This is a genomic window from Afipia clevelandensis ATCC 49720 (genome assembly GCF_000336555.1).
Classification (GTDB): Bacteria; Pseudomonadota; Alphaproteobacteria; order Rhizobiales; family Xanthobacteraceae; genus Afipia; species Afipia clevelandensis.
Genome location: NZ_KB375281.1, coordinates 705474 through 722762, shown reverse-complemented (window position 1 = coordinate 722762; position 17289 = coordinate 705474). Strand labels below are relative to the sequence as shown.

Here is a 17289-nt window from a genome sequence, read left to right as displayed (position 1 = left end):
AAGATCAGCCGCGATACGCGCTCCACCCGATTTCCGTTTGACGAATCCGCAAAACAAAACCGGACGGAAGCTGATGCTTCCGTCCGGCGAGAGCCCAAGTCCTGGTTGTGGAGAGGAGAACTCGCGGCCAGGCCGGAGAACCCGGCCGCGAGGTATCAGGCCGCAGCCTTCTTCGAGGTCGGAACTTCCGAGATCGTCTTCAGGATCTGCGAAGCGATCTGGTAGGGGTCGCCCTGCGAGTTCGGACGGCGGTCTTCCAGATAGCCCTTGTAATCGTTGTTGACGAAGGAGTGCGGGACGCGGATCGACGCGCCGCGATCCGCAACGCCGTAGGAGAACTTGTTCCACGGCGCCGTCTCGTGCTTGCCGGTCAGGCGCTTGTCGTTGTCCGGACCGTAAACCGCGATGTGATCCATCAGGTTCTTGTCGAACTGCTTCATCAGGGCTTCGAAATAGTCCTTGCCGCCGACCGTGCGCATGTACTCGGTCGAGAAGTTGGCGTGCATGCCCGAGCCGTTCCAGTCGGTATCGCCGAGCGGCTTGCAGTGGAATTCGATGTCGATGCCGTACTTCTCGGTCAAACGAAGAAGCAGGTAGCGCGCGATCCACATTTCGTCAGCGGCCTTCTTGGAGCCCTTGCCGAAAATCTGGAACTCCCACTGGCCCTTGGCCACTTCGGCGTTGATGCCTTCGTGGTTGATGCCGGCGGCGAGACAGAGGTTGAGATGCTCCTCGACGATTTCGCGAGCGACCGAGCCGACGTTCTTATAACCGACGCCGGTGTAGTACGGGCCCTGCGGAGCCGGATAGCCTTCCGTCGGGAAGCCGAGCGGACGGCCGTCCTTGTAGAAGAAGTATTCCTGCTCGAAGCCGAACCAGGCGCCGGCGTCATCGAGGATGGTCGCGCGCTTGTTGGAAGAATGCGGGGTCTTGCCATCGGGCATCATGACTTCGCACATCACCAGAGCGCCGTTGACACGCGCGGCATCCGGATACACCGCGACCGGCTTCAGCACGCAATCCGAGCTGTGGCCTTCGGCCTGCTGGGTCGAGCTTCCGTCAAAGCCCCAGAGCGGGAGCTGTTCGAGCGTCGGAAATGCGTCGAATTCCTTGATCTGCGTCTTGCCACGAAGGCTGGGGGTCGGTGTGTATCCGTCGAGCCAGATGTACTCGAGCTTGTACTTGGTCATTTCGATCTCTCGTGAGTGAACGATGCGTTGCTAAATTCCCGGCCGATTTAGCCGCCGGGAGGACCGGCCGCAAACGGCTGCGTCCGTTAATAAGCATTTAACGTGCCAACTGGCCATCACTGCGGGACGGCCGCCTCAGCCTCCGCGCCGGACGGACCACGACGGTTCCGCCAAGGCGATTCGCGGGCCTCTCGCAGGTGCGTGCGTATTTTCGCATCAATTTCAATGTCTGCCTTGTTTGGCAGCGAGGCGGTTTTCGACCGTGGGGCGCGGAAACCCCACCTGTGGAAGTGCGTTAACGGTTTGAGCGCATGCTGAGAGAAGGCGCAGGATCGCGGATGCGCAAATTGTATGCAAACGCCTGCTTTTTATAGGGCAAACCGCGCAAAAGACGTGCGTTCCTCTTACATTATCTCGACGCGCAGACGCGCCCAACGAGAGGAGACTGGAATGACACCTAATTCGACCCAGCCGACGGCCAAAATCTACCAATTCCCGGTCGGCGGCCGCTCGGGCCTAACCCGGGCCGAGCCCGCCAAGCCGATGTTCGACTACGCCGTCTCCGGGGCCGGCTGGTACCATGAAGCCGCGATCGAAGACGCCAAGCGGGCCACCGAACACTGATGTCGCCCGCCTGTACGACGCCCGGGTGGCCAGACCGCCCGGTGATGGCTGATGGCATCACAACCTGCCTGGCCAGGTTCAAATAAAGGGTCGAAGCACAGCGCTTCGGCCCTTTTGCTTTGAAGACGGCCCATCCGTCATGAGCCGAAAATCGACCACCCCATCCGCTTGCTGAGGATTTCCAGCGCATCGCGCCCAAGCCGCGAATTGCCGTTGGCATCCAGCCCTGGCGACCAGACCGCGATCGACGCCTTGCCCGGCGCAATGGCAAGAATGCCGCCCCCGACCCCGCTCTTTCCCGGCAGGCCGACCCGATAAGCGAATTCACCCGACCCGTCGTAATGGCCGCAAGTCAGCATCACGGCGTTGATGCGCCGCGCCCGCTCCGCCGGCACCACCAGGAAGCCGGTGGACGGATTGCGCCCCGAATGCGCCAGAAACCGCGCCGCCAAAGCAAGCTGGCGGCATGACATCGCGATGGCACATTGATGAAAGTACACGCCGAGCGTCAGCTCCACCGGGTTTTCGATGACACCGAACGACTTCATGTAGTTCGCCAGCGCGATGTTGCGAAAGCCGGTGCGCTGCTCAGAGGCCGCGACAGCCTCGTCGATCTTGATCGAGGGATCGCCCGACAAAAACTGCATGAAGCGGAGAATTTCGCCGAGCGTCTCGCGCGGCTGATGGCCGGACAGAATGGCGTCGGTGACGGCAATCGCGCCGGCATTAATGAACGGATTGCGCGGAATGCCGCGCTCGCGCTCGAGCTGAACGATGGAGTTGAACGGACTGCCAGACGGTTCGCGCCCCACCCGCTGCCACAGCTTGTCGCCGATCATGCCAAGTGCCAGCGTCAGCGTGAACACCTTTGAGATGCTCTGGATCGAAAATGTGGCGTCCGCGTCGCCGCCTGCCGCGACATGCCCGCTGGAGTCGACAACCACGAGGCCGAATGAATTGACATCGACCCCGGCCAGTTCCGAAATATAGGTCGCGACCTCTCCGCGGTCCTTTCGTTCCATCATCTCGTCGGCGATTTCCTTCACGACGCGATTTAAGGTGGCATTGCTCATTTCATTCCAGTTCGGTTCATCTGTCCCGATATCGGCAACGGAATTTATGCGACAAACGTGCCAATCGCCACCTTCAACGCCATAGCTCAACGTCACGGCTGGATTCGATAAAGCACGGCATAACTGTTTGCGGCCACCGGCGACAAACCGGGCGGCGGCTGCAAAGGCGTTGGCGGATCAATCAGCAGGACATCATCGAAGTTGCCGCGCCAGTCCGGCAGATATCGCGCCAGCGCAAGATCGGCCGCAGAGAAGCGATCCTGATGCAGCAGCGGCCAGTCGACCGGCTCGCCGAGCGGATGCGCGATGCGGTCGTAAGGCGGCTTCACGGTCATCGGCTGTTGCGCCGGGTCCGCGAACATCAGCGGCCAAAACGCACGCCTCTCGATCAGGAGCAGCGCGCCGAGATGACCATCCAGCCGGTACATGCCCGGCAGGGCACGCTCCTGCGGCACGACGCCAGCGACTTCATGTCCGGGATGACCGCGCGCCACCAGCACGCGCGAACCGGGCTTTACCTCGGCGATGGCCGCTCGCACAGCCGCGAGATCCTGCCGATGATCCACCCACGCTGCGGCGACGTGGACGGTCCGGACAGCGATCAGTGCCACGACAACGGTGCCCACAGCGAGAGCCTGACGCGATGTAAGCCTTGGGAGTATTCCCGCAAAGATCATGAGCATGAACATCAGCGACAGCCGCGCCTCGACGAAGGTGCCTCCCTTGATCGTCGATGGCGCCACAAGAAACACGCCCCCCAGCGCGACAAGCGCCAGCGGAATCCCCTGCGCAAAAACCACCTGCCGCCAGACCAGCACCAGAACGGCAAAGACCACGACGCCGGTCGTGACGGTCAGCGTCGTGCTGTAGACAGTGAATGGCGCAAATATCACAAGCGCCTTCTGCCAGCCGTTCCACGTCCCGGGCGTCGCATCGCCTGACAGCGGCGAGACCAGATAAAGCGCCAGCGCTGGCGCGAGTATCATCGCGACCAACAGAACGGTTCGCGCAAATGTTCCGGCCGTCAGCTTTCCGTCTTTCCACAACGCGACAAGACGCGACAGTTCGTATGAGCCGATCAGCAACGCGGTGAGCAACACGCCGAAGATATGACTGAAGAAAATCACGGCCACAGCAATCGCGACCAAGAATGTTGCAAGCCACCGCCTGCCCTGTCGATCCAGCGCGATCCACAGCGCGGCCGCGCCAAAGGCCAGCCCTGCCGACAGCAGAAAATTCATGAAGCCAAGAAAAAATACGGCGTTCCATGCCACCAGCCCTGAGGCGAGCGGCCAGTATGTGAAACGGCCGAAAGCCACGCGGCTATAGGCAACCACGCCGACCACCGGCGCAAACAGACTAAGCGCCAGCAGCAAGCGGCCGCCGGTATGGGGACTGGAAAATTTCAGCAGGACGGCGGCCAATGCATCCATGCCGATATTCGGCAGGATGCCCCAGCGTGGCGTGTACATCTGCGACAGGACGGGATCGTCCGGATGTGCCAGCATAACATAGCGCGCCAGATGATTGGGATAGTCCAGCACCGGCGGAAGGTCGATCAGGAAGAAAGGAACGGCAAGGCCTGCAGCAAGGCCCATCACCGCAAGAAACCACATCGGATCGGGATTTGGCCTGCCAGAGCGATCAGCAGACGATTGCATCGCTACGGCTTCACAATGGCCCCGGTACGCCCGATCAGGCGCACCAGTTGCTTGTAGCGGTTGATGACGCGATCCGCAGCCAGATCAGATGCGCGCTTGTCGAACACCAGCAGGAGCTTGCGGCCCTGATTGCGGAAATGCGTGTGCGAGAGTACGCCGCGCTGTGCGGCCGAGATCATGAAGGCGACGCGGAATGTCGCGCCGATCAGCCGTGCGCGGTCCACCATCGCTGGCGTGATCAGCGCACGAACGGATTCAGGCGCCTCGTTTTCCGCGTTCAATCCCGCGTACCGGTAATAGATCGCCAGCGCCAGGAAAGCCCTGCCCTGATGGGTCACGGAACCGAAATTGCCATTGCTGATGAGATCGAGCGCCTGCTCGCCGCGATGATCCGGATGCGCGCGCCAGCCCGCGTCCGACAGCCAGCACGCCACATGGCGCAGCCGCTTTTCGTCATCGGTCTCGCGCAGGCCCGCGACACGGAACAGCTTGTCGGTCCACACGATCAGATCGTCAGCGTGGCGCGGTGAGCGCGATCGCAATTCGTTCAGCGTCTGCGCGGTGGCGATGAGCCCATCCTTGTGCTGCTCTTTCTCGGAGAGCATTTCGTACATCAGGCCTTCACGCACACCGTAGGTCGAAAACATGATGGTCTTCGGCTTCGCGACGCGGATGATGTATTCGAGCACAAGCGCAGCATAGGTCAGCAGCGGGCGGCGCGCATCGGCGACCGTCTCGATGTCGGCGAGTGTGTTGCTCGCCGCAAGCCGGCGCAGGCGCTTGACGAAGTCCAGCGCTTCTGCCGCCGGAATGGTGTAGCCGTGCATGACCCGCAGCGGATAGCCGCTCTGGATGATATGAATGCGCGCCAGAGCGCGCCATGTTCCGCCGACCGCATAGAACGTCCGTCCGCGCCCCGCCTTGAGCTGGGGAAGATCATTCAACTGATCGGCGACGATCCGCTCCGCTTTCTTCAGCGACTTCTGCGAAGCATCCTGCAGCGCCAGCCCGCCGAGCGGGAGCGTCGTTCCCGAACGCAGCCGGTGGCCGCGCACGTCAATCAATTCCAGAGAACCGCCGCCGAGGTCACCTACAATGCCGTCGGGCTTGTACACACCCGATGCAACGCCGAGCGCCGACAGCCGCGCCTCGCGCGCGCCGGATAGAATTTCGATCGTGCATCCGCAGATGCGCTCGGCTTTTGTGATGAAGTCCGGGCCGTTGCTCGCGTCGCGGCAGGCCGCGGTGGCGATCGCGTGAACCTCACCGACCTTCATCACCTTGCACAGCGCCTTGAACCGCCGCAGCGCGGCCAGCGCCTTCTCCACCGCATCGGCGGCGAGCAGTCCGGTGGACTGAACTTCGCGGCCGAGACCGCACAACGTCTTCTCGTTGAAGATCGGCGCCAGATTGCGCGTCTTGTCCTCATAGACGACAAGGCGCACCGAGTTCGATCCGATGTCGATGACGGCGACAGTCTTGGAGGTCTTGCGCGGGCGGTGATGCTCGCGCGCAGGAGCCGGGGTCACGGATACGGTCTTCGTGCCACTAACGCTCCGAACGGCGCGTAAGACGGCGTGGCGAAGATTCTTTAAGTGACTTTCCACGGCCAGACAGACTCGGATTCGTCATGAAGTAATTGTGCACGTTGAAAGGCTCCTCGCCCTTCGCGGCCTTCATACGCGTTGACGACCCATCGGGCAACAACTGCCAGCTCTGCTCGTTGTCTTTCAGGTTCGCGACCATGATCTGTTCGAGAACCTGCTGATGAACCGTGGGATTCTGCAATGGACACAATACCTCAACACGGCGGTCGAGGTTGCGAGGCATCATGTCCGCCGACGAGATATACACAGCGGCTTTCGCGCTCGGCAGGCCGTGACCCATGCCAAAACAGTAGATTCGCCCGTGTTCGAGGAACCGGCCGATGATCGACTTGACCCGGATATTCTCCGACAGCCCTGGAACGCCCGGACGCAGGCAGCAGATTCCGCGGATCACCAGATCAATCGAAACGCCGGCCTGTGAGGCTTCGTAGAGCGCGTCGATGATCTCGGGATCGACCAGCGAATTCATCTTCAGCCAGATCGCGCCGGGTTTGCCGTGGCGCGCGTGATTGCTCTCGGCATGAATATGTTCAAGCATCCGCTTGCGCAGCGTCAGCGGCGACACGCCCATCTTTTCGATGTCGCGCGGCTCGGCATAACCGGTGATATAATTGAACACACGCGCGGCATCGCGCGCGATCACCGGGTCCGACGTAAAGTAAGACAGGTCGGTGTAGATGCGCGCTGTGACCGGATGATAGTTGCCGGTGCCGGCGTGGACATAGGTGGTGAGGCCCGCGCCTTCGCGGCGAACCACCAGTGACAGTTTGGCGTGGGTTTTCAGTTCGAGAAAACCGTAGACCACCTGCACGCCCGCGCGCTCGAGATCGCGCGCCCAGCGGATATTGGCTTCCTCGTCGAACCGTGCCTTCAGTTCGACCAGCGCCGTCACCGACTTTCCGGCCTCGGCAGCTTCCGCGAGCGTGCGGACGATCGGTGAATCCCGCGAGGTGCGGTACAGCGTCTGCTTGATCGCAACCACATCAGGATCGCGCGCGGCCTGTTGCAGGAACTGCACCACCACGTCAAACGACTCATAGGGATGATGGACAATCAGGTCCTTCTGGCGGATCGCGGCGAAGATGTCGCCGCCATGATCGCGCACCCGCTCCGGATGACGCGGCACATAGGGCGTGAATTCGAGATCGGGACGATCCAGCCGCGTCAGTTGCGACAACTCGTTCATGGCGAGCACGCCATCGACGATCAGCACATCGTCATCCGGTGTCGAGAGTGCACGCTGCACGAAGGCGCGCAGTTCGTCCGGCATGGTCGCCTCGATTTCGAGGCGGATCACCGACCCGCGGCGGCGGCGCTTCAGCGCGGACTCGAACAGACGGACGAGGTCTTCGGCCTCTTCCTCGATTTCCAGTTCAGAGTCGCGGATGATGCGGAACGCGCCCTGCCCCTTCACGGTGTAGCCGGGAAACAAGCGCCCGATGAACAGGCTGGTGGCCTGTTCAAGCGTGATCAGGCGCACCGAGCCGTCCTTGCCCGCGGGCATGCGGATGAAACGGTCGATCTTGCCCGGCATGCGGATCAGCGCGTTCATCGCCTTGCCGTCGGAGACCCGCGCCAGATGCAGCGCGATGGTGAAGCCGAGGCTCGGAATGAACGGGAATGGATGCGCCGGGTCGATGGCCAGCGGCGTCAGCAGCGGGAAGATGTTGTGAAGGAAATGATCCTCGATCCAGGCGGCTTCGGCCTTGGTGACATCCTTGCCGTCGACCAAGACGATGCCGACCTCTGCCAGCATGCTGCGAAGGTCACGCCAGATCGCCTGCTGGTCGCTGGCGAGCTTCGAGACCGTCTCGTTGATCTTGGCGAGCTGTTCTGCGGGTGTCGAACCATCCGGACTGCGCTCGGTAATGCCTTCGCGCACCTGCGCCTTGAGGCCCGCCACGCGGACCATGAAGAACTCATCAAGGTTATTGGCGGAAATCGAGAGGAACCGGACCCGCTCCAGCGCCGGATGGTGCGGATTGACCGACTCCTCCAGCACCCGGCGGTTGAAATGAAGCCACGACAATTCGCGGTTGATGAAGCGCTCGGGGCTTTCGCCGATTGATGGCGCGTTCGCCACCTCAATGTTTTCTTCTTTTTTTACAACAGCTTGCGCGGCATCCATGAAGAATAACCTTATACCATGTCATCAGGCCGGACCTTACGTCCGTTGCGCCGAGACAATGTGCCAGTCTCATGACGGTTCAATGACATGATGAGCCAACAGCGGTTAACGACCAAGACCCTGCGCGGTCAGGCCGCAGGATCTTTCAGGACCTCGGCCGCAAGCGCGCGGGTCACCGGGCGCCCGCGCCGCAGCGCCTCCTCGTCGATCTGCTCGACAGACCGGCGGGCGGCCGCGAAGGACCGCTCGATCCGGGTCGCCAGATAGCTGACGAGGCTCTCGTCCACGGACATTTGCCGGTCGGCGCAGAATTTGACGATCAGGGCACGAAACAACTGGTCGTCCGGCGGCGTCAGCGCGATCACCGGTACCGCCCGCAGCCGCGACCGCAGATCGTGCAATGTCACGTCGAAGGACGACGGCGAGACACGTCCGGTCAGCAGGATATAAGCTCCATCCTCGCGCGCCAGATTAAGGAGATGAAACAGCGCCCGCTCGTCGAACGATGCCGGATCTAGGTCGTCCACCACCAGCGCGCCGGTCGCGAGTTCACCCGGCACATTGGCCGATGTGAGGGCGTGAGCCGCAACCGATCGCGCGCCGGCCTCCGTGGCCCAGATCGTCGCGAGATGGCTTTTGCCGCTGCCTTCCGGCCCGGCCAGCATCATCACGCGGTTGGGCCAATCCGGCCATCCGTCGATCAGCGCCAGAGCCTGTGCGTTGGCGGCACCATCCAGAAAATTGTCGCGCGTCAGGCTTTCGGCGTGCGGCAACGCGAGGGCCAACTGACGGGGATGGACGCGAACGACCACGCGGCTACTCCGACTTGCGCAACAAACAGCCAACCGGCCGCATCAAGATGAAGGTGGCGCGCCCGCACTCATGTGCCGCGCCCACTCCACGAGATAGAAGGACACCGAAAGCAGCGTCAAGACCGTCACACACAACATCAACGCGATCTCGTAAGGCGCTGTGCTGAAACCGAAACCGAGCGAGGCCAAAATCAGCGCGGCAAACGACACCTGCGCCACCGTGTTGAGCTTCGACACCATCAGCGGCTTCATCGGAACCGGGTTGTCCAGCAGCCATGAGACAATCACAGCACCGACGATCATGAAATCTCGCGACACCACCAGGATCACCAGCCAGCGCGGAATGTCGCCCGAGATGCCAAGGGTGACATAGATCGAAACCAGCAGCGCCTTGTCGGCCACCGGATCGAGCAACGCCCCGATCTCGGTGGTCATGTTGAACCGCTTGGCCAGAAACCCGTCGATGGCGTCGCTAACCCCCGCTGTGACGAAGATAAAGAACGCAATCGCCATCTGGTTGGACGCAATCGCCCAGACGATGACCGGCACCAGCAGGATGCGGGCAAGGGTAATGATGTTCGGCAGATTCACGCGACGTTTCCCGGCTCCTTGTCTTTTTAGCGAGCCCCTCCGGTCTTGCAAAGGACATGGGGTCACGGCTCCCTGTGAGGGAGCCCGTTCTCATAGCTATGCACAAGGGCGTCCGGCAGCCATTGCGCCGGCGCAAAATCCGACGTAACCACCGCCTAACTCACGGAATCCTTGGTATGAACGATCAGAAATCCGGCCTGACCTATTCATCCGCGGGCGTCGATATCGACGCCGGAAACCGGTTGGTGGACCTCATCAAGCCCATGGTCCGAGCCACGGCCCGCGCGGGCGCTGACGCCGAAATCGGCGGATTTGGCGGACTGTTCGACCTCAAGGCGGCCGGATTCAAGGATCCGGTCCTTGTTGCGGCCACCGACGGCGTCGGCACCAAGGTCAAGATCGCCATCGACACCGGCATCCACAGCGGTATCGGCATCGACCTCGTCGCCATGTCGGTCAACGACCTTGTGGTTCAGGGCGCGGAACCGCTGTTCTTTCTCGACTATTTTGCCTGCGGCAAGCTCGATCCCGAAGCCACTGCCTCGATCGTGGCCGGCGTGGCCGAAGGCTGCCGGGAATCCGGCTGCGCGCTGATCGGCGGCGAAACCGCCGAGATGCCCGGTCTGTACAAGGACGGCGACTACGATCTCGCGGGCTTCGCGGTTGGTGCCGCAGAGCGCGGGACGCTGCTGCCGCACAAGGATATCGGCCCCGGCGACGCCGTGATCGGCCTCGCCTCCTCGGGCGTCCATTCCAACGGCTTCTCACTGGTCCGCAAGGTGGTCGAGAAGTCCGGCGTCGCGTTCGACGCACCCGCACCTTTCGCACCGGTGATGACGCTCGGCGGCGCGCTGCTGGCGCCGACCAAGCTCTATGTGAAATCCTGCCTCGCCGCGATCCGCCAGACCGGCGCGGTCAAGGGCCTCGCCCACATCACCGGCGGCGGCTTCACCGACAACATTCCGCGCGTATTGCCGAAACATCTCGGTGTGCGGATCGACCTGAACGCCGTTCCGGTGCTGCCGGTGTTCAAGTGGCTGGCGGCTGAGGGCAACATCGCCGAACTTGAACTGCTGCGCACGTTCAACTGCGGCATCGGCATGATCGCCATCGTCAAGCGCGATCAGCTTGTCGAGGTGATGGATGTGTTCGCGCAGAATGGCGAGGCCGTCGTTGATCTCGGCGAAGTCGTCGAAGCGTCCGGCGATGAGCGTGTGATCTATACCGGTCACCTCAATCTGGCGGATTGAGATGGCAAAACGCCGTGTCGCCATTCTGATCTCCGGGCGCGGCTCCAACATGACCGCGCTGATCGAGGCCGCGGCGGCGCAGGACTATCCGGCGCAGATCGCGCTGGTGATTTCCAACATCGCGGGTGCGGGCGGATTGGCAAAAGCCGGCGCCGCCGGAATCAAGACCGAGACCATCGAAAGCAAACCGTTCGGCAAGGACCGCGAATCCTTCGAGCGCAAGCTGAATGACATCCTTGTCGCCCATGACATTGAACTGGTCTGTCTCGCCGGTTTCCTTCGCCTGCTGACACCGTGGTTCGTCCGGCAATGGGACGGCCGGATGCTGAACATCCATCCCGCGCTGCTGCCGTCCTACAAGGGCCTGCACACCCACGAACGCGCGCTTGCCGACGGCGTGAAGATTCACGGCGCCACGGTTCATTTCGTCGTGCCTGAAATGGACTCCGGGCCCATCATCATGCAGGGCGCGGTCGCCGTGCACGATGACGATACGCCGGACTCCCTTGGGGCCCGGGTGCTCGGTGTCGAGCATCGCATTTACCCGGACTCATTGCGCCTGGTAGCGAGCGGGCAAACTCGGCTTGATAGCGGCTTGTGCAAGATTGCAAGTACGAGCCCTGATGCAACATTGATATCTCCGTCGATTAGCTGACCTCCGCGATATCAATCACGACCTTGCCGGCTGCATCACCGTTGCGCACAGCCTCATGTGCTGCACTCACTTCCGACAAACCGAAACGTCGAGCGTCTATCAGGGGCACCAACTTGCCGGCTTCGGCCAGTTTGGTCGCTTCCCCCATTATGGCGCCGTGATGAGCTCGGCCTTCTCCAGTCAGTAAAGGCAACAGAGTGAAGATCCCCGAATAAGTCGCAGCCCGGAATGAGAGGGGTGCAAGCGCATGCGTACCCCAACCAAGCGCACTCACCACGTGACCAAAATGGCGAACCGCAGTGAATGATGCATCGAGCGTCTTACCGCCGACCGTGTCGAAGACCACGTCAAAGCCATCGCCACCGGTATGCTCGGCCAGATAGCTTTCAACCGACGATGTCCGATAATCAATCGGCGTTGCACCGAACCGCGCAATGACCTTGGCGCTCGCAGCCGATCCAGTCGCAAAAACCTCCGCACCCTGAGCGGTTGCAATCTGAATTGCGAGATGTCCCACCCCGCCCGCACCGCCGTGAACTAACACCTTCTGACCTGCTCGAATTGCTGCTCGATCCATCAAGCCTTCCCAGGCGGTGATGAAACCGAGGGGCAAGGCAGCAGCCTCGCGCATGCTGAGATTTGCGGGCTTAACCGCGACCAATCTGGCATCAACTGCGGCGTATTCAGCCAGCGAGCCCTGTATTCCTCCGACGCCGCCTGTCATCCCGTAGACCTCGTCGCCCGGCCTAAAGGCGGTCACTCCTTCGCCAACCTTCTCGATGACTCCTGCGAGATCTATTCCGAGGACGGCCGGCAAGGATTGGCGCGCGTGCGCGGCCTGCCCTGCACGAATTTTGAGATCGAGCGGATTGACTGCACTTACCTTAATCCGAACCAGGACTTCGCCGCGCGCGGGCTCGGGACGATTGATTGTTACGACCTTCGGTTGCCCTCCCGCGCTTTCGGCGATCACGGCTCTCATCATACCTGGGCGAGTCATTGCTTTTTTCTCTTGTGGCACCTCTGTTGTCTGTTGAATATCTCAAACAATATTGTTTGGCTTTGAAAGATAATGTACTCTGTCCATTCAAAAATGAATGGATCAGTCTCTATGGAATGGAGCGATCTGCGGATCTTTCTGATGATTGCGCGTGAAGGCTCGCTCGGTGCTGCGGCCAAGCAGCTTGGGCAAAGTCAGCCAACCATGGGACGCCGGCTCCGCGCACTTGAGCAATCACTGGGGCAAACCCTCTTCCAGCGAACGGGTGACGGCTTCGTCCTGACGGACGAAGGCACGGTCGTTTTCACGCACGCGGAGCGGATGGAAGAAAATGCTTTCGCTTTGGAGCGTCAAATCGGCGGTAAGGATCAGCAGCTCGAAGGCCTGCTTCGGATTTCTTCATCCGACTGGTTTGGATCACACCTGCTCGCTCCGGTTCTTGCAGAATTTGCGGCGCAGAACCCTCGCGTCATTACTGAACTGCTGACCGATGCACGCTTCTATAGCCTTCCGCGCCGCGAAGCAGATGTCGTCTTCCGGATAAAGCCTTTCGACGAACCGGAGGTGATCTCACGCCGATTGATGAGCATCGCGTATGGAGTATATCGCAAGACAGATAGCGGCTTCGAGCCGCAAGCGGGCAATGGCCAGGATACGCCGCTCATCACCATGGATACGGCGTTCGGTGGCATGCCTGATGCAGTGTGGCTCAAGCGCATTCTGCCCAAGGCCCATATTGTGTCGCGGAGTAACAACCGCGACGTTCAGGCGAGGATGTGCGCATCGGGCGCAGGTCTTGCAATATTACCAAGACCTCTCGGCGACGCGATCGCAGCGGTGGAGCGTATTGATCTTGGTGAAAATCCGCCGAACAGGGAGACATACCTCGGCTACCATCGCGATCTAAAGAGGCTTAACCGCCTCCGCGTGCTGGTTGATCTTGTGATTGAGCGGCTGGCCAACTAACGCGTTTTTGGCATCACGCGCGTCAGATGACGTTCTCGACAGTGTCCGCCACGTCGCAGGCTGTACAGTCAGAGGACTAGAGAATTCAGAACCGCTCGCGCAAACAAAAACCCCGGCGCACAGGCTGCCGGGGTTTTGCATTTCCAAATGCCGGAAATCAGGAAACCTTCAGGTTCTCCGCCGAGGACTTTCCACGATTTTCCACCAGTTCGTATTCGATCGTCTGGTTTTCGTTGAGGGTCGAAAGCCCTGCCCGCTCCACCGCCGAGATGTGCACGAACACATCCTTGTCACCGACCGCCGGTTTGATGAACCCATAGCCCTTGGTCGGGTTGAACCACTTGACCGTACCTTTTGCCAACGCCTGTCTCCTCTTCAAATACAAAAAGACGCGGCCACGCTCATCGCGTGCCACGCCGCCAGCGGGCTTCAAATGTCTTGCAGGATATAAAGTCGTCCAATTGCACAGCCGAATGGCCCAAATCCGATTGCTGTGCCAATCCCAACATGAAAATTTCGCCTTAGCAAGACGGCGCGAGGCCACAAGCGGCCTGTTGCGCGAGCACCACAGGCTGCTGGAATGACCCTCGGGACCTGGGCCTGCGTTGACGCAAGCGCCGGATTCGGAGCAAATCGCCGGATACCTTTAGCCGCAAGTCCTTTTGAGTTCCGCTTGATGAGAATTTCCCCGCCGCGTGCGAGCCTGAACCGAGACACGGCGCTGTGCGCTGTGGTGGCCGGCTTTGCCATCCTGTGCGGAACCTCTACCGCGCGCGCGCAGTTCGTGCCGGTATTTCCAAATCCAACCGACAATGCCTCCCAGTTGTCGGTCAATGCCTCCCAGTTCGACATCGGCAGCAGCTTCCTGCAGCGCATGGGACGCGAAGCCACCTATGGATACGCGGCGCGTGACAATTCGGGTGGCGGCGGCGCATCGCAAAGCACGGCTGAACCGCTTTACCGGACCTGGGCTGAAACCTACGGTACCCGTGCCCGCACCGCGGCGCAGGGAACTTTCGTTGGCGACAAGCGGGGAACGCTCGGGATTGTCGGCGGCATCGGCGCGACGCTCGCGCCCGGCCTGAACGTCGGCTTCTCGGTCGATCAGAGCAACACCTGGATCGACGTGCCGCTTGCGCTGCAGACCGCGACGCTCGGCATGACCCAGCTCGGGGTCAATGCCTCCTACTCCACCGGACCCTGGACGATGGCGATGGCCGCGGTTCACGGCTTCGCCCACATCAACTCGATCCGGACCACAGCGCTTGGCGGCGCAGTCGCCAACTATCGCGGCAGCGTCGACGGCGTGCTGGGCGAGTTGAACTACACCTATTCATTCGGCCAGACCCGGATCGTGCCCAAGGTCGCGCTCGAATATGTCTCGGCACGCACCGACGCCTTCGCTGAAACCGGCGGCTTCAACCCAGTCACGGTCGCGGACGGACATGGCGAGCGCGCCCGTGTGCTGGCCGGCGCCGAAGTCGGCCACTACTGGATCATCGGCCAGCAGGCCATCGACGTCTCGGCCTACGGCAAGTTCGTCGACAACTTCGTCCAGAACATAGGCGCGGTGCAGGTCAACCTCGGCAACAACGCGATTAGCGTCGCGGGTGTTCGCGAGAGCCGCAACGGTGCCGACGCCGGCGCTGCCGTGTCGTGGATATTGAGCAATACGGCAAGGCTCTATGCGAACTACGACGGCCGCTACCGCAGCGGCTTCGAGTCCCATCAAGGCACCGTCGGCGTCGAGCTGAAGTGGTGAACTCGGAACCAAATGCCCCAAACGAAAAACGTCCCGGCTTTCACCGGGACGTTTTGCTTTGTTGGATGTTCAATCGCAGTGTTACGCCGTTGCCGGTGCCTCGTGCTGCTCACGCAGCGCGCGTCTGCGCCAGATCGAGCCGACCACCAGCACCACGATCACGCCGAGCACCGCGAGTGTCAGTTCGCCAATCTCGCCATTGAACTTGAGATGCTTGGCGAAGCCGAACATCGCCGAGGTCGTGTCGACATCGAGCGCGATATGACCGTCGAGCACGCGGTGCAGCCACGGCGCAACGGCAGGGTCGGTGGCAATCACCTCGCCGGCGATCCAGCCGAGCAAGGCCGCACCGAGCCAGACCAGCGCCGGAACGCGGTCGAGCAGCGCCATGATCAGCGCCGCACCGGCGACAATCATCGGAATGCTGATCGCAAGGCCGAGGATCAGAAGGATGGCACTGCCGTTGGCGGCCGCGGCGACCGCTATCACGTTGTCGAGGCTCATGATGATGTCGGCGACGGCGACGATGCGAACCGCGGCCCAGAGATGGGCGGCGGCCTGCACGCCATCCTCGTCTTCCTTCTCGGGAACGAGGAGCTTTGCCGCGATAAACAGCAGCGCAAGGCCACCGACGAGCTTGAGGAACGGCACCGTCATCAATGTGACGACGATGAAGGTGAAGATGATGCGCAGGAACACCGCGACGCCCGCACCGAGGATCATGCCCCAGACGCGCTGCTTGGGCTGAAGCCCGCGACACGCCAGCGCGATCACCAGCGCGTTGTCGCCCGACAACAGCACGTTGATCCAGATGATCTTGGTCAGGGCGACCCAGAACTGGGGATGCTGAATCTCATTCTCGAACTGAGTGATGAGACCGCCGATTGTGGCGGGATCGAAAATCTGCGCAATCCAGTTCACGAGTGTGGCCCCCCGACCATTTTAGTCCCGGCTGTTGATCAGCCGACGATTTCGTTGCCTGCGAAGAACTGCGCGATCTCGATCACGGCGGTTTCCGGCGCATCGGAACCATGCACCGAGTTTTCGCCGATCGACTTGGCGTGTGCCTTGCGGATGGTGCCCTCGGCGGCCTTCGACGGATCGGTCGCGCCCATCACGTCGCGGTACTTCAGGATCGCGCCCTCGCCTTCGAGGACCTGAACCACAACCGGACCCGAGATCATGAAGTCAACCAGTTCGCCGAAGAACGGGCGCGCCTTGTGCACGGCGTAGAACGTTTCGGCCTGCGCACGGGTCATCAGGATGCGCTTCTGCGCGACGATGCGAAGTCCGGCCTTCTCGATGATCGCGTTGACGGCGCCGGTGAGATTGCGCGCGGTCGCGTCCGGCTTGATGATCGAAAAGGTGCGCTCAATCGCCATGGTACTGTCCTCAAAGCATGTCTGTTGGATGATTTGCCGCGCTTATAACGGCGCGGTGATGCAACGGCAAGCTGGTATACCAGCAGCCCGCCCGGGATGAGCGGCATCCTGCCCCCGATACCTCTGCTGCGCGGCGCTGCCAAGACCTGCGCAGAAATTTCCCGCATCGCGAGACGGACCCGCCCCTGCCATCGACATGAACCGGGGCTAACCGGCTCGTCCCGGCGAAGTTCAGGATCAAAGGCCTAGTCTTGAGAACAACGAGGCTTCGATCAGTCAACCCAACCGGCCTCGAGCACGAGGAGATTATCATGTTGCGCAAACTCATTCTTGCATGCGCCGCGACCGTGGCTCTTGGCGCCGCTGCGTTCAGTCCGTCCGCCGCTTCCGCTCATGGCTGGCACGGCGGACATGGCGGCTGGCACGGCGGCGGCTTCCATCGCGGCTGGGGCGGGCCGCGCTTCATCGGCGGCCCGGTCTATTTCGGCGGCGGTTATGGCGGCTGCTATGTGAAGCGTCTGGTTCCGACGCCGTGGGGCTATCGCTACCGGCTGGTGAACCGCTGCTACTGACCCGGACAACCGATCC

17 protein-coding genes are annotated in these 17289 nt (G+C 61.6%); 6 read left to right on the top strand and 11 right to left on the bottom strand.

The genetic code is table 11. The annotated features are described in order from the left end of the window. Window positions 1-155: 155 nt before the first annotated feature. The gene (locus HMPREF9696_RS03275) at window positions 156-1190 is read right to left on the bottom strand and encodes a glutamine synthetase beta-grasp domain-containing protein (RefSeq protein ID WP_002711523.1); all 1035 of its coding nucleotides are present in this window, start codon (window positions 1188-1190) and stop codon (window positions 156-158) included. 450 nt (window positions 1191-1640) lie between these two features. Between HMPREF9696_RS03275 and HMPREF9696_RS21150 the strand changes: the two genes are divergently transcribed. Next, entirely contained in the window at window positions 1641-1814 is a 174-nt protein-coding gene (locus HMPREF9696_RS21150; RefSeq protein ID WP_002711522.1) for a DUF2735 domain-containing protein, read from the top strand. Between the two features lie 137 nt (window positions 1815-1951). Here the strand turns inward: HMPREF9696_RS21150 and HMPREF9696_RS03265 are convergent, their stop codons facing one another. From HMPREF9696_RS03265 to HMPREF9696_RS03240, 6 genes are all read right to left on the bottom strand, one after another. Further along, on the bottom strand, window positions 1952-2887 hold the full coding sequence (locus tag HMPREF9696_RS03265; protein ID WP_002711521.1) for a glutaminase: 936 nt from the start codon (window positions 2885-2887) through the stop codon (window positions 1952-1954). Window positions 2888-2979: 92 nt separating this feature from the next. Then, entirely contained in the window at window positions 2980-4548 is a 1569-nt protein-coding gene (locus HMPREF9696_RS03260; RefSeq protein WP_040301781.1) for a hypothetical protein, read from the bottom strand. Between the two features lie 2 nt (window positions 4549-4550). Then, window positions 4551-6077: an exopolyphosphatase gene (gene ppx, locus HMPREF9696_RS03255; protein ID WP_040301131.1), complete on the bottom strand. Its 1527-nt coding sequence runs from the start codon at window positions 6075-6077 to the stop codon at window positions 4551-4553. A gap of 19 nt (window positions 6078-6096) precedes the next feature. Next, on the bottom strand, window positions 6097-8283 hold the full coding sequence (locus tag HMPREF9696_RS03250; protein ID WP_002711518.1) for an RNA degradosome polyphosphate kinase: 2187 nt from the start codon (window positions 8281-8283) through the stop codon (window positions 6097-6099). A gap of 128 nt (window positions 8284-8411) precedes the next feature. Further along, a complete protein-coding gene (locus HMPREF9696_RS03245; protein WP_002711517.1) occupies window positions 8412-9095 on the bottom strand; it encodes a P-loop NTPase family protein in 684 nt (227 codons plus the stop codon). A 42-nt stretch (window positions 9096-9137) separates the two neighbouring features. Further along, the gene (locus HMPREF9696_RS03240) at window positions 9138-9686 is read right to left on the bottom strand and encodes a CDP-alcohol phosphatidyltransferase family protein (RefSeq protein WP_002711516.1); all 549 of its coding nucleotides are present in this window, start codon (window positions 9684-9686) and stop codon (window positions 9138-9140) included. A 176-nt stretch (window positions 9687-9862) separates the two neighbouring features. On the opposite strand from HMPREF9696_RS03240, the gene purM reads away from it, so the two are divergent. Together purM and purN are read left to right on the top strand one after the other, a co-directional pair. After that, on the top strand, window positions 9863-10936 hold the full coding sequence (gene purM / locus HMPREF9696_RS03235; protein ID WP_002711515.1) for a phosphoribosylformylglycinamidine cyclo-ligase: 1074 nt from the start codon (window positions 9863-9865) through the stop codon (window positions 10934-10936). A gap of 1 nt (window position 10937) precedes the next feature. Next, window positions 10938-11591, top strand: a complete 654-nt coding sequence (gene purN, locus HMPREF9696_RS03230) for a phosphoribosylglycinamide formyltransferase (RefSeq protein WP_002711514.1) — start codon at window positions 10938-10940, stop codon at window positions 11589-11591. Here purN and HMPREF9696_RS03225 read toward each other — a convergent pair. Beyond that, window positions 11584-12591 (bottom strand): zinc-dependent alcohol dehydrogenase family protein, encoded by a 1008-nt coding sequence (locus tag HMPREF9696_RS03225; protein ID WP_002711513.1) that lies wholly within the window; start codon window positions 12589-12591, stop codon window positions 11584-11586. The two genes, purN and HMPREF9696_RS03225, sit on opposite strands and share 8 nt — an antisense overlap. Window positions 12592-12702: 111 nt before the next feature. Between HMPREF9696_RS03225 and HMPREF9696_RS03220 the strand changes: the two genes are divergently transcribed. Then, window positions 12703-13557, top strand: coding sequence for a LysR family transcriptional regulator (locus tag HMPREF9696_RS03220; protein ID WP_002711512.1), 855 nt, complete (start codon window positions 12703-12705; stop codon window positions 13555-13557). 157 nt (window positions 13558-13714) lie between these two features. Here HMPREF9696_RS03220 and HMPREF9696_RS03215 read toward each other — a convergent pair whose 3' ends face one another. Beyond that, window positions 13715-13918, bottom strand: coding sequence for a cold-shock protein (locus HMPREF9696_RS03215; RefSeq protein ID WP_002711511.1), 204 nt, complete (start codon window positions 13916-13918; stop codon window positions 13715-13717). Window positions 13919-14233: 315 nt separating this feature from the next. On the opposite strand from HMPREF9696_RS03215, the gene HMPREF9696_RS03210 reads away from it, so the two are divergent. After that, complete coding sequence (locus HMPREF9696_RS03210) at window positions 14234-15319, top strand: autotransporter outer membrane beta-barrel domain-containing protein (RefSeq protein WP_002711510.1); 1086 nt, start codon at window positions 14234-14236, stop codon at window positions 15317-15319. A gap of 81 nt (window positions 15320-15400) precedes the next feature. On the opposite strand, the gene HMPREF9696_RS03205 is transcribed toward HMPREF9696_RS03210, so the two are convergent. Together HMPREF9696_RS03205 and ndk are read right to left on the bottom strand one after the other, a co-directional pair. After that, window positions 15401-16240 (bottom strand): TerC family protein, encoded by an 840-nt coding sequence (locus HMPREF9696_RS03205; RefSeq protein ID WP_002711509.1) that lies wholly within the window; start codon window positions 16238-16240, stop codon window positions 15401-15403. Window positions 16241-16278: 38 nt separating this feature from the next. Continuing rightward, window positions 16279-16701, bottom strand: a complete 423-nt coding sequence (ndk, locus tag HMPREF9696_RS03200; protein WP_002711508.1) for a nucleoside-diphosphate kinase — start codon at window positions 16699-16701, stop codon at window positions 16279-16281. Window positions 16702-17012: 311 nt separating this feature from the next. Here ndk and HMPREF9696_RS03195 point away from each other — a divergent pair, with 311 nt between their 5' ends. Beyond that, window positions 17013-17273, top strand: a complete 261-nt coding sequence (locus tag HMPREF9696_RS03195; protein WP_002711507.1) for a hypothetical protein — start codon at window positions 17013-17015, stop codon at window positions 17271-17273. Window positions 17274-17289: the final 16 nt, after the last annotated feature.